This is a genomic window from Novosphingobium sp. MBES04 (assembly GCF_000813185.1).
In the GTDB taxonomy this organism is placed as follows: domain Bacteria; phylum Pseudomonadota; class Alphaproteobacteria; order Sphingomonadales; family Sphingomonadaceae; genus Novosphingobium; species Novosphingobium decolorationis.
Genome location: NZ_DF850489.1, coordinates 272,022 through 284,162, shown reverse-complemented (window position 1 = coordinate 284,162; position 12,141 = coordinate 272,022). Strand labels below are relative to the sequence as shown.

The 12,141-nt window shown below is 66.0% G+C and carries 12 protein-coding genes; 2 read left to right on the top strand and 10 right to left on the bottom strand.

The features are described 5' to 3' along the window. The first annotated feature begins 33 nt into the window (after window positions 1–33). Window positions 34–1,113, top strand: coding sequence for a choice-of-anchor A family protein (locus tag MBENS4_RS15125; protein ID WP_144400960.1), 1,080 nt, complete (start codon window positions 34–36; stop codon window positions 1,111–1,113). A gap of 249 nt (window positions 1,114–1,362) precedes the next feature. Here MBENS4_RS15125 and MBENS4_RS15120 read toward each other — a convergent pair whose 3' ends face one another. Continuing rightward, the gene (locus MBENS4_RS15120; protein ID WP_039392697.1) at window positions 1,363–2,601 is read right to left on the bottom strand and encodes an RsmB/NOP family class I SAM-dependent RNA methyltransferase; all 1,239 of its coding nucleotides are present in this window, start codon (window positions 2,599–2,601) and stop codon (window positions 1,363–1,365) included. Window positions 2,602–2,656: 55 nt separating this feature from the next. Here MBENS4_RS15120 and MBENS4_RS15115 point away from each other — a divergent pair, with 55 nt between their 5' ends. After that, window positions 2,657–2,839 (top strand): DUF1674 domain-containing protein, encoded by a 183-nt coding sequence (locus MBENS4_RS15115; protein WP_052322424.1) that lies wholly within the window; start codon window positions 2,657–2,659, stop codon window positions 2,837–2,839. A gap of 25 nt (window positions 2,840–2,864) precedes the next feature. On the opposite strand, the gene MBENS4_RS15110 is transcribed toward MBENS4_RS15115, so the two are convergent. The 9 genes from MBENS4_RS15110 to MBENS4_RS15075 all read right to left on the bottom strand — a co-directional run bounded on the left by MBENS4_RS15110 (window position 2,865) and on the right by MBENS4_RS15075 (window position 11,292). After that, window positions 2,865–4,361 (bottom strand): TolC family protein, encoded by a 1,497-nt coding sequence (locus tag MBENS4_RS15110; RefSeq protein ID WP_052322628.1) that lies wholly within the window; start codon window positions 4,359–4,361, stop codon window positions 2,865–2,867. Further along, window positions 4,361–5,263: an efflux RND transporter periplasmic adaptor subunit gene (locus tag MBENS4_RS15105; protein ID WP_039392695.1), complete on the bottom strand. Its 903-nt coding sequence runs from the start codon at window positions 5,261–5,263 to the stop codon at window positions 4,361–4,363. Before MBENS4_RS15105 ends, MBENS4_RS15110 begins: the two co-directional genes overlap by 1 nt. Further along, on the bottom strand, window positions 5,260–5,475 hold the full coding sequence (locus MBENS4_RS15100) for a DUF1656 domain-containing protein (protein WP_039392694.1): 216 nt from the start codon (window positions 5,473–5,475) through the stop codon (window positions 5,260–5,262). The genes MBENS4_RS15105 and MBENS4_RS15100 overlap by 4 nt, the downstream gene beginning before the upstream one ends. Next, complete coding sequence (locus MBENS4_RS27225) at window positions 5,472–6,689, bottom strand: FUSC family protein (protein WP_255352665.1); 1,218 nt, start codon at window positions 6,687–6,689, stop codon at window positions 5,472–5,474. The genes MBENS4_RS15100 and MBENS4_RS27225 overlap by 4 nt, the downstream gene beginning before the upstream one ends. Beyond that, entirely contained in the window at window positions 6,689–7,558 is an 870-nt protein-coding gene (locus MBENS4_RS27220) for an FUSC family protein (protein ID WP_255352664.1), read from the bottom strand. Before MBENS4_RS27220 ends, MBENS4_RS27225 begins: the two co-directional genes overlap by 1 nt. After that, window positions 7,555–7,962, bottom strand: a complete 408-nt coding sequence (locus MBENS4_RS15090) for a MarR family winged helix-turn-helix transcriptional regulator (protein WP_239026490.1) — start codon at window positions 7,960–7,962, stop codon at window positions 7,555–7,557. The genes MBENS4_RS27220 and MBENS4_RS15090 overlap by 4 nt, the downstream gene beginning before the upstream one ends. 187 nt (window positions 7,963–8,149) lie before the next feature. Beyond that, window positions 8,150–8,656, bottom strand: a complete 507-nt coding sequence (locus MBENS4_RS15085) for a L,D-transpeptidase family protein (RefSeq protein ID WP_039392692.1) — start codon at window positions 8,654–8,656, stop codon at window positions 8,150–8,152. A 69-nt stretch (window positions 8,657–8,725) separates the two neighbouring features. Then, window positions 8,726–10,015 (bottom strand): adenylosuccinate synthase, encoded by a 1,290-nt coding sequence (locus MBENS4_RS15080; protein ID WP_039392691.1) that lies wholly within the window; start codon window positions 10,013–10,015, stop codon window positions 8,726–8,728. A 152-nt stretch (window positions 10,016–10,167) separates the two neighbouring features. Continuing rightward, a complete protein-coding gene (locus tag MBENS4_RS15075; RefSeq protein ID WP_039392690.1) occupies window positions 10,168–11,292 on the bottom strand; it encodes an ATP phosphoribosyltransferase regulatory subunit in 1,125 nt (374 codons plus the stop codon). Window positions 11,293–12,141 lie beyond the last annotated feature (849 nt).

Below are 12,141 nucleotides of genomic sequence, written 5' to 3'. Positions count from 1 at the left end.
GCATCCGCCGTTAACTCAGGTTTTCCTTACTCCATGAACGACATTCGCAAGATTGCCTTTGGCGCGGCCGCCCTGGCCGCGGCGCTCGCCCCTTCGGCCGTTCTTGCCGACTCGATCCCGATGGTCTCGGGGCTCGACATCCTGCGGACCTGGAACCTGGTGGTGCTGGGCGACCTCGATTCCACCTCGGAGGTCGAAGGCAAGACCTGGGTCGGTGGGAACCTCACCGGCTCCTCGTCGAACTACCAAATTTCGGGAAGCGTCGACAATTCGAATGGGGTTTCGGGCCTGACCGTCGTCGGCGACGTCACCGGCAACATCAAGAACCTCAACAACGGATCGGGTGCCATCGTCGGCGGCAACGTGGCGAGCGGGTTCAACCTCAACGGCGGCACGCAGACGGTTCTGGTCGGCGGATCGATCAGCAACACCAATGTGAACAGCAACGTGGTGCAGTCGGGCCTTGGTGCCAGCGATCCCGCCTTCGTGCAGAACCTCTCCCAGCAAAAGAGCCTGATCACGACCTCGACCCAGGAACTTTCCTATACTCTGGGGCAAATGGCGGCGACAGACACCGTCACGATTAGCGGCAACCGCGCGACCTTCACGGCAACGCCTGGAGCCGACGGTACGGCCGTCTTCAACATCACCGCGGCACAGCTTGACAGCGTGGGTGAGATTTCGTTCGACACCGGCGGCGCGGACACCGTCATCGTCAATGTCTCGGGCAAGGCGATCACGCTCAACGACAACTTCCTCGGCGATGCGAGCGGCCTTGGCGAGAACGTGATCTGGAACTTCCCCGAGGCCGAGGAGCTGTCTCTCTCGACCGCGTGGAAAGGCTCGGTCCTCGCACCGCACGCGAACGCGCGCACGGGCAACTACATCGAGGGTTCGGCCGTCTTCGGCAGCCTCGACCAGGACGGCGAGATGCACGTGGGCACCTTCGCAGGTGGCTGGGACCCCAGCGGCGATCCCCACAGCGGCTCGACCTCGGGCGGCAGCACCTCGGGCGGAACCGATGTACCCGAGCCGGGCATGCTGCTGCTCTTCGGCCTTGGCCTGGGCGGTCTTGCCCTGATGGTACGCCGCCGCCGCGCCCTCGTGGGCTGAAAAGCACTCACGTGAAGGGATGATTCCGAGGGCCATCGCCCTCGGGCACCCCAAACTGTCTGGCACAGTGTGCTCGCGCGGCGCTGGTGGAGGAGGTGGGAAAGGCTGCTATCCGGAAAGTTGAGGGGCGAAACCCCTCTAGAATGATCCGATGCGTGCCCTCACCGCCCGCCCACGACATGGGCTGACAAAGGTGAGGTCGCCAGTTCTGGGGTCAAGGGGCGATGGCCCCTTGATAAATGATCTCTTCTACACCTTGCGCCAGCGCGCGATGAAGAAGCCGTCGAGACCACCCTGCCCGGCCAGCATGCCGGGATCGGTGCGCAGCCAGCCTTCTTCTGTCGGCGCCAGACCATCGGGAAGTTCCGCCTGCGTGATCGCTTCGGGCTGGAGTCCTTCGAGCGCGCGCGCCTGTGCTTCACCTTCGGCCTCCTCCAGCGAGCAGACCGCATAGACCAGCACCCCGCCCGGCGCGAGCCACTCGGCGGCGCGGGCAAGCAGCTTTGCCTGAATCTCGGCCATCTCATCGATCTGGCGCGGGCCGATGCGGTGCAGCACTTCGGGGTGACGGCGGCAAGTTCCGGTTGCGGTGCACGGTGCGTCGAGCAGGATTGCGTCGAACGGCGCCTCGGGCTCCCATTTCAAAGCGTCGGCCTGAACAACCTCGGCACCAAGGTTCGTGCGTTCCAGATTCGCCCTCAGGCGTTCGAGACGACGTCCGGCAATGTCGAGCGCGGTCACATCCCAGCCAGCCGCAGCCAGTTGCATGGTCTTGCCTCCGGGAGCGGCGCATAGGTCGAGCGCACGGTGCCCCTCGCCACCAGTCCCAAGAAGGCGCGCAGGCAGGCTCGCTGCGAGGTCCTGCACCCACCAGGCACCCTCACCGAAACCGGCAAGCTCGGTCACAGGGGTGCCACGTCCCAGCCGCACGTGCCCTGGCATGAGCGAGGTTCCGCCCAGCTTCTCGGCCCAGTTCGGCGTCTCGGACGCATCGCGCAGGGCAATGTCGAGCGGGGGCGGCAGCGCGAGCCCCTTGGCAATGTCCTCGGCACGGCCACCCCAACGCTCATACGGCGCGTCGGGCAAGGTGGGCACGTCCGGGAGAAAAATGCCGCGCCTGGTAAGCGTGGAAAACACTCCATGGGCCAGACGGCGCGGACCACCGGCCAGAAGGGGCAGGCCGGTCGCGATCACGGCATGGGCTGGGGTCTCAAGACGCAGCACCTGCGCCAGCATGATCTCCAGCACCGCCCGGGCCTTGGCGTCATCGGCCAGCGGCATGCGCGTGGCGCTGTCGATCAACTCGTCGAGGTCGGCGCGCCAGCGCAACACCTCGCCCGCGATCGCGCGGGCCAGCGCCCGGTCGGGCTCGCCACGCACGCGCGAAAGTGCCGAACTGGCGGCCTGGTCGAGCGTTTCGCCCCGCCGCAGCACGGCATCGATGAGATTGAGCGCGGCACGGCGCGCGGGAAGACCGGGAATATCCATCGCCGCGCCTTACAGGCGATTGCCTTTTCCCGCCAGTCGTCGCAGTAGGGGCTCCATGATCAAGCGCGCAACAACCCGTCCCGAAGGCTTCGTGAAGCCCGCACACTGGACGAACGAGCCTGCGCCCGAGCCCACGGGCGAGACCAAGACCACAGCACCCGAAGGGGAAGAGCCCGAAGGCGTCTCCCCCACGCGCTACGGCGACTGGGTGCTCAAGGGTATCGCGGTCGACTTCTGAGCCAGGCCTGACCGCCCCCGAGCGGTCAGTTTGCCTCAGGATTCCCCGGAGCCTGTGATGCGTCTGCAGCCGCCTGCGCGGCGGCGGCTTCCTCATCCGCGTCCTTCTGCCAGCCACCGCCCAGCGCCAGGAACACGGCGATCTGGTTGTCGACCAGCGCGGCTTCGGCCGCGGCATGGGAGACTTCCGCACTCGCCAGTTCACGCTGCGCGGTCAGGAGCGAGAGGAAATCCGCGCGGCCGAAGCGGAACAGCTTGTTTGCCTGCGCCGCGGAAACCCCGGCGCTGTCCGCCGCCTTGCCCAGTGCCGCCGCGCGTTCGCGGCCCCGCGCGTACTCGTCGAGCGAGGTCTCGGCCGAGCGCAGCGCTTCCAGAACCGTCGCATCGAAACGGGCGATATCCCCGCGCACCTGCGAGTTCGCCTGGTCGATCCGGGCACGGACCTGGGACTGGTAGGGCCAGCTCCAGCTCAGCAAAGGCCCGAGGCCAAAGCTCAGCGATTCCTGCTTGGGCAGGTTCTTTGCCTGGTTGAATGCCATGATCCCGCCCGCAAGGCTGATCGAGGGATAGAGATCCGCTGTCACCACGCCGATACGCGCGGTGTCCGCCGCGATCGTGCGCTCGGCCTCGCGGATGTCAGGCCGGCGGCGGATCAGCGCCGCGCCATCGCCGATCGGCAAGGGGCGTGAAAGTCGGGGCAGGCTCGCACAATTCTCGACGTCGCGCGGATAGTCGGCAGGCGCCTTTCCGAGCAGGGTCGCGAGCAGATAGAGCGCACCTTTACGCCGCGCATAGAGTGCCGGAAGGTTCGCCCGGCTCGCATCGACAGCGGTCTGCGCCCGGCTGACATCGAAGCTGGTGCCGCGCCCGCCCTTCTGAAGCCGCTTGGTCGCATCGAGCGTCTCTTCCTGCAGCCTCACCACCTTCTTCACGGTCGCGATCTGGTAGTTGCTCGTACAGACATTAGCATAGGCCCGCGCGGTCGCCGCCGCGACCGTCGTGCGCACCGTGTCACGCGCCGCCTCGCGCGCCGCGCGGTCCGCCAAGCTCGCCTCGATGCCGCGCTTGATCTTGCCGTGCAGGTCGAGCGGATAGGTGACCGAAAGACCAAAGGTTCCAGTCAGCACGCCAGGCAGGTTGGTGTTGGCCGAACGCAACGAATAGTTGCGCTCCTGCTGGACGTTGGCGGAAAGCTCGGTTCCAAAACCATACTCGCCCGCCTGCTCGCGCACGACGCCATCGGCGCGCAAAACGTTCTCCTCGGCCGCGCGCAGGTCAGCATTGGCGCTCAGCGCTTCTTCGACCAGCGCGTCGAGACGCGGGTCCTCGTAGAGCCGCCACCAGTGGTCGGGCAGATCAGCCTGCGCGAAGGCGCCGTCGTCGCCCGAATCGAAGCTGCCCTGCGCAGCCGGGGTATTCGCCACGGAGTGTTCGGGCGGCGTATAGTCCGGCCCGGCCGTCGCGCAGCCAGCCAGCGCCAGCCCGAGCGCACCAAGGGCCACGTAGGAACGCAGCGTTCGCATCACTGCCCCCCGCTCTTCGGCTCGGCCTTGACCTTTTCATGCTGCTCGACCGTCACCGTCGCCGTGCGGCCCAGCACGAGACGCACATCCTTGGGCACGTCGATCAGCTTCACGCGTACCGGGATACGCTGGGGCAGACGCACCCAGGCGAAAGTCGCCTCCACGTCAGGCAGGAGGTTGCTGGCGTTCCCGCGCGAGCTGTCCGAGATGCCCGCCGCGATGCTCTCAACCCGGCCCTTGAGATCCTTCTCCTCGCCCATGAGATGCACAGTCACCGGCGCGCCAATGTGGATCATGGGAAGCTTGGTTTCCTCGAAGTAGCCCTCGATGCGCAGCGAATTGCGGTCGACCAGCGCCATCGCCTGGTTGCCCGCGGCAAGGTAGTCGCCCGGATGCAGGTCAAGGTTGGTCACCGTACCGTCAACCGAAGCCACGACCTGCGTGCGCTCCAGGTTGAGCTTTGCGCCATCGAGCGCACTCTTCGCCTCAGCGAGTGCGGCCTCTGCCGTCTGGACGCGGGCCAGGTTCTGCTCATGGGTTTCGGTGGCGACAAGATCGCCGAGGGCCCGGTCGCGGTTCGCCTCGCGGCGGGCCTGCGCCAGTGTCGCCTGCGCGCTCGCCACCCCGGCCTGCGCCTGTTCGACCGCCAGCGTGTAGCGCGGCTTGTCGAGCACGAAGAGCAGGTCGCCCGCCTTCACCTTCTGGTTGTCCTGGACCTCGACCGAGGTGACGAGCCCGGAAATGTCCGGGGTCACGCGCACGACTTCGGCCCGGACCCGCCCGTCGCGCGTCCAGGGGCTGCGCTCATAATGGTTCCACATCCAGATCGCGATCGCGATCGCGATGAGGACAATGACGATGGTGGCCGCGCTGCGGCCGATCATGGCGAGTATGTTTTTCATGGGGCGAAACCGAAATGGGGAGCAAGAAAGGCCACGGCACCGAAGACGATGACGTAGAGGGCGAAGTCCACCAGCGCGCGATAGGCCACGAAGCGGTAGATGCCGAAGCGGTTGAACAGCCGGATCAGGACAATCGTGCAAAGCGACGCGATGATCCCGAAGACCAGCAGAGACGGCACGTAGATGCCGTTAAGCGAGAACTCTCCGTTCATGGCTTTCCTCCGGGAGGGGTGGAGACGCCCGTGAATGGCGGAGCGTCGGCGAAAAGGGTGCGACGAAGGGTGATCAGGGGCAGTGCGGCGCGGCGCCGGACGCTTTCCACAGGATTGGCCTGAAAACGCGCAAGAGCCGCGTCGATCCGGGCCAAGAGCGTGGGATCGTCGGTGGGCGGCTCCTCGGGCGTGAGCTTGCGGTAATAGCCCTGCATCCCCACCAGTACGTCCGTAAGGGGCGCGTGCTGTGTCTTGTCGATATCCAGGCGCAGGGCACGCAACTCGCCGACGGCGACACCTGCGCGCAGATCACGCAAGATGTCGTAATGCGGCTCCACCGGTGCCTTGCCTGCCGCCTTGAGCCGCGGTCCGAGCTGGGCCTGGCGGTCCAGCATGCGGGAGATCCAGCCCTGCAGGTTGGGACGGGCCCATCGGTTGCTGCGCTCGGCCAGATCGTTCCAGCCCGCGCGCAAGCTGCGCTTGATGGCGTGATGGACGCCGGCGGTCTGAATGATGCGGACCATACCTGCGGCAAAGAAGATCGCCACGAACGTCGCCATCTGGGAATTGAGGAAGGTCGCGAAGGTTGCAGGCACCCCGGGCCCCAGGTCCGCGCCATACTGCTCGGAGATGATGAAGGGACTTCCCAGGCCCAACATCGTAGGCAGTGCAAATCCGGCCGTCTTCGGATTGGCGATCAGCGCGCCCAGCACCAGAAGCGCCGGTGCCAGTGAAACCGCCATTTCGGGAAACCCGTCGAGCATGGGCAGGATCGCGAAGCCATAGGCCCCTGCGATAACGACGGAAAGAACCGTTCCCTTGAAGAAGCCGACGACCGGAGGGAGGGAATTATCCATCGCCCCGAACAGCGCCGGGAAAACCGAGGCCAGCATCAGGAAGGTGCCTCCATCGCTCCAACCGCTGAAATGCCAGATCAGCGAGCCCACGACGACCGTCAGCATCGCGCCGCCTGCCGCACGCGCCGCGCCGCCGTAGTCGCGATTGAGCTGGCGCTCGCCGATGTCGGAGAGAAGCGCAGGAATGCGGGCAGAGACCGGACGCGTCGAGGGCGCGACATACTGCGCCTTGAGCACCCGGCAGTTGAGATGGGCACGAACCAGCTCGCCAAGCCGCGCGACCAGGCTCATGTGGAGCAAGGTCACCCAGTCGCTCTGGGCATCAATCCCCGGTTCCAGTTCCGCGCAGCGCACCATCAGGCATCGCCGGTTTCCTCTATGGCTTCCAGGTCGTCATTCAGCGTGTCGATCCAGCTGCGAATATCGGCCATCAGAGCCATGGTGCTCTCGGGCAGCGCCTCGTGCGCACGCAAGGTGGCAATGCGATCAGCGATGGCCGCGCCCAGCGGCATGAGGTGGGCGAGATTGTCCTCCATCGCGCGCACCAGTTTCACGCGCGGCGCAAGTTGGGTGGTCTCGAAGGGAAGGTGAACCGACTGCTGATGCAATTCGGTGATGTCCTGGGCAAGACGGCGACGCTCGATATCGATCTTCGGATCGGGTTCAAGGTCGAGCGTGTCGCGGCTCCAGACTTCCGCGTCCTTCAGAATCGCCGCCATGCGCCCTGCCAGCGCGCGCGACACCGAGCCTGGAAGGACGACGCCGTGAATGAGCGCGGAGCAGAGGATGCCGATAGCGATCTCCTGCGCGCGCAGGGTCGCAACGTCGAACACATGCTGCGGCGCATCGACAATCGGCCACACGATGAGGCCCGCCGTATAGCCCGAGAGCACGAACATGTACGAGGTCGGCTTGCGGTCGAGAAGCGAAAGGAAGACGCAGAACCCCAGCCAGCACGTCATGGCGCTGACCAGCAGCACGGGGCTATGCGCCAGCGGCGGCGCGATGAAGATCGCAAAGCACGCGCCCACGAAAGTACCGATCAGGCGGAACAGGGCCCGCGAGACGACTGCGCCTGCAAACGGGCCAGAGACGATGTAGGCAGTAAGGAACGCCCAGTAGGGACGCTCCAGTCCGATCGAGAAGGCGATGAAGGTCGCCAGCATGGAAGCGATGTAGCACTTGAGTGAGAACACCGCGGCATTGATGCCCCAGCGGTTGGTCATGTGCGTGCGCGCCGCTCATTGATACGGGCTGCAATGAGATCCAGAACCTCGACCGTCGTGGCGAGGTCCTCTTCACTGATCCCGTCGAGCAGTTCGGCGCGCAGCTCGATGAGCCGGGCATCAATCTTGCGCGCCAGGCCTGCGCCCTCGCCCGTCAGGTCGAGGATCTTGGCGCGACCGTCCTCGGGATCACCTTCGCGCGAGACAAGGCCCGCTCGTTCGAGATGTTGCAAGGTACGCACCAGCGAGGCCTCGGTGATACCGATCTCACGCGCCAGGTCGGACTGGCGCATGCCTCCCCCCCGACGCTCGAGATGGAGCAGCGCGTAGCCCGTCGAATTGGAAATCTCGAGCGAGGCCAGCACCCGATCGGCCAGCTGCCGCCAGCTACGGGCAAGTGTCATGACATGCGCTGGCAGAGCAGCGGACAGGGAATCGCGGTGAGGCATGGATGCTTAGTTAGGCTCCTAAGCTTTTTCCGCAACAGGGTGTGTTTTGCGTTTTACATTGCAGCAATGTCGCTTTTTGCAACCCAGAAAAGAAAGAAATGCCTGCCCGGCACGGGCGCACAGCCGCGCATCATGCCTTCTATCAGGGACGGATCTCGATTGGCGTGCCGTCGGGTACGGCCTCCCACAAGGCCTCGATCTCGGCATTGGAGAGCGCGATACAGCCGTCGGTCCAGTCCCCCGGCACACGTCCCTCTCCCCAACCGTTGGGCTGACCGTGCAGCATGATCATCCCGCCCGGCGAACGCCCCCGCGCCCTTGCGTAGGCCCGGTCGGCTGCGTTGGGATAGGAGATGTGGAGCGAGAGATGGTAGCGCGAATTGGGATTGCCCCAGTCGATGACGTAGCGGCCCTCGGGCGTGCGCTCATCCCCCTCGAAGCGCTTGTGGCCTTGCGGGCTGTCCCCGAACTGCAGCCCCTCGATCACATGGACGAGACGACCGCCCTTCCCCGGCTCTCCTTGCCAGAGTTCCAGCGTCCGCGTGGACTTGGTCACGCGCAGGAAATCGAGCACCGGCAGCGCCCCAGGAGCCTCCGCCGCCGCGGGGACCAGGGCCCAAAACAGAAGGATCGGGGCAAGCCAGCGCATGCCCCGATCCTATCAGGCCCTCAGCGGGCCGCCAGTCCGCACCTATGCGGAGAAAAGCCAAGCGTGCGATCAGTCCGCGAAGGGATCGCGCACGAGGATGGTGTCTTCACGCTCGGGGCTGGTCGAGACCAGCGCGACCGGGGTCTCGATCAGTTCCTGCACGCGCTGGATGTACTTGATCGCCTGCGCGGGAAGGTCCGCCCACGAGCGCGCGCCCGCGGTCGTGCCCTGCCAGCCGTCCATTTCCTCGTAGATCGGCTCGACGTTCGCCTGGTCGGCGGCGTGGCTCGGGAAGTAGTCCAGAACCTTGCCGTTAAGGCGATAGCCGGTGCAGATCTTGACCTTCTCGAAGCCGTCAAGGACGTCGAGCTTGGTCAGCGCAATGCCGGTCACGCCCGAGATGGCGCAGGACTGACGGGTGAGGACCGCGTCGAACCAGCCGCAGCGGCGCTTGCGGCCGGTAACGGTGCCGAATTCATGGCCACGTTCGCCAAGACGCTGGCCGGTTTCATCGTCGAGCTCGGTCGGGAACGGGCCCGAACCCACGCGCGTGGTGTAGGCCTTGACGATGCCCAGAACGAAGCCGGTGGCCGACGGGCCAAGGCCCGAGCCGCTCGCCGCCGTGCCCGACACCGTGTTCGAGCTGGTGACGAAGGGGTAGGTGCCGTGGTCGACGTCGAGCAGAACGCCCTGCGCGCCTTCGAAGAGGACGCGGGCGCCCGCCTTCTTCACCTTGTTGAGACGGCGCCAGGTCGGCCCTGCAAACTGCAGCACGAACGGTGCGATCTCGGCCAGTTCCTTGAGCAGCGCTTCGCGGTCGATGGGCGGCTGGCCGAAGCCGGCGCGCAGCGCATCGTGGTGGGCGCACAGGCGGTCAAGCTGCGGCTCGAGCGCGTCGAGGTGCGCCAGATCGCACACGCGGATCGCGCGGCGCCCGACCTTGTCCTCGTAAGCCGGGCCAATGCCGCGACCGGTGGTGCCAATCTTGCCCGCACCTGCCGCCGCTTCACGCAGACCGTCAAGTTCGCGGTGGACCGGCAGGATCAGCGGGCAGTTGTCCGCGATCGCGAAGTTGTCCGCGTTGATATCCACGCCCTGGCCGCGCAGCTTCTCGATTTCGGACTTTAGGTGCCAGGGATCGAGCACGACGCCGTTGCCGATGATCGACAGCGTGCCGGTCACGATGCCCGAAGGCAGCAGCGACAGCTTGTAGACCTGCTCGCCCACGACGAGCGTGTGCCCGGCGTTGTGGCCGCCCTGGAAACGGACAACCGCGTCGGCCCGGCTGGCCAGCCAGTCCACGATCTTGCCCTTGCCCTCATCGCCCCACTGGGCGCCGATCACCGTTACGTTTGCCAACGCTTCACGCTTTCACTGCTAATTGAAGTTCCGAGGCGCGCCCTAGGGGAAGGAGGCGCCAAGGGCAAGGTTTGGACGCCGCCATCTGCAATAGAATTGCCATGAAGGCCGCCTCGCGGGGAATTGCATTACCCACAAGGCCGCCCTGCCCCTTACAGCGCGACCGCCTCGCGCCCTTCCAGAACGTGCGAGCAGCCCAGCGCACGGGGATCGTCGCTGTCCGACAGCGCGGCCAGCGTAATCCAGCCCACGGCGCGCTGCTGGGCAGCCACCTGCACGTCGTAACCCAACGGGAGGAAAAGCTTTTGCGGCTCGTCCGAGGTGGCGGCAAGCGCGCCGATGAGCGGGTCGGGATAAAGCGAGAAGCCGGTCGCGGCCTCGGGCTCCTCGCCCGCCTGGCCGAGAATCTGGTAGGTCCCGCCCCGGCCCAGGCTGCCCGAAATGCCCTCGGCGTAGATCGTGAAGCCGAACCAGGACTGGTATTCAAAGCCATGGCGCTCGGACGGGTCGAGCGTGAGGCGCGCCTTGCCGCCCACGCGCGCAGCAATGGCGCGCAGCCCCTCGATACGGCTGTCGAGCGCACCGCCCGCCTGGAACGACTCCAGCTGTGCGATGGCGCTCTCGAACGGGCCGACCGCGTAGAGCAGCGGGAGATAGCCCTCGCCGCCCACGTCGACGAGTCCGCCTGCGTCCTTGGCATCGAGCATCTCGCGCACCTTCTCGATCTGCGCGGCGTCCAGCGGCAGAGGCCCGGCGCTCAGCGTGTCGACAAGATCCGGCAGCGTGAAGTCGACCGAGATCCCGGTCGCCCCGGCGCTCGCCAGGGTCTCGATGGCCAGCTCCACGATCTCGGCCGCGGCCGCAACGGTATCAGTGCCAACCAGCTCGGCGCCCAGTTGCAGACGTTCGCGCGCGGGGTCGAGGCCATCGCCCTTGATCGTCGAGACCGGGCCCGAATAGGACAGGCGCAGCGGGCGCGGCGCAGTGGCGAGGCTGGTCGCGGCCATGCGCGCGACTTGCGCGGTGATGTCCGAGCGCAGCGCAAGAAGGCGCAGCGACGCGGGATCGACGAAACGGAACATGCGGCGCGCCTGGACACCGGCCATGCGGCTCGCCAGCGACTTCTCGAATTCGAGAAGCGGCGGCTCGACGCGCGCGTAGCCGTGGCTGGCCAGAACGTCATGCCCCACGCGGCGCACATGCTGCGCGGCACGGGCCTGCGCGGGCAGACGGTCTCCAAGCCCTTCGGGCAACAGGTCGCGGTCGGTATCCTGCATGTGAACGTTTCCAAACTCCAATGGCCGGACGGCAGATCGGGCGATCCGGCGCTTTCGAGCCGCGCGCGGGAGGTGCGCAGCCTTGTTCGGGTGCGCCTATAGGGCCAGCAAGACGGATTCAGCAAGCCGCGAGCCACCCCCGCGCACGATCTTGGCACCTCCGCCCCGATTTTACGCTCCTATCGGCCCAAGGGTGACAGCCAGGTTGACACAGTTGACACTGTCCAGGGGAAGATCGTGTCACCCGTCCTCCGCCACCCTGCGCCACCCCGCCCCGCCGTCCGGCCCTTGCAGAATTGTACCGCCACGCATCCCTTTCCTGTCCGACCGCCCCCCACACGGCAGAGCGAACGGAGAGAATACCGCAGGGCCCCGGTGTAGGAAAATCCAATCTCACCGCGCGCGAGGCCAAGGCGCTGCAGGCATCCTCTCGTGTGCCTTGCCCGAGAATGCGGCTGAAAAAGCGGAAAGAAGTTGAGTTCCGAGGGCCATCGCCCTCGGGCTCCCCAAACTGTCGGGTGCAGGCCTGCCTTTCCTCCTCAATCCATGAAGGATGGCAGTTACATACGGCGCGGCCTATCCGGAGTGTCATCGTCGGGCCGATACACGACCGTCGCCTTCGGAGCCGCGATCGGGGGAAAGCTGCCATTCGTAGTGCGTGGGCACTATAACCTCGATCGCGGTCATCTGCGCCAGCAAACTTCCTATCCTCAGCAAATCCGAAAACTCCTGATCGACCAAGTCGCCGCCTCGCCCTTCCTCATTCATAATGCCCTCGTAGCGTGCTTACATCACAGACTGTGGCAACGTGCTATCGACGGCATAAGTGATTCAGCTATAGCTGTTTTC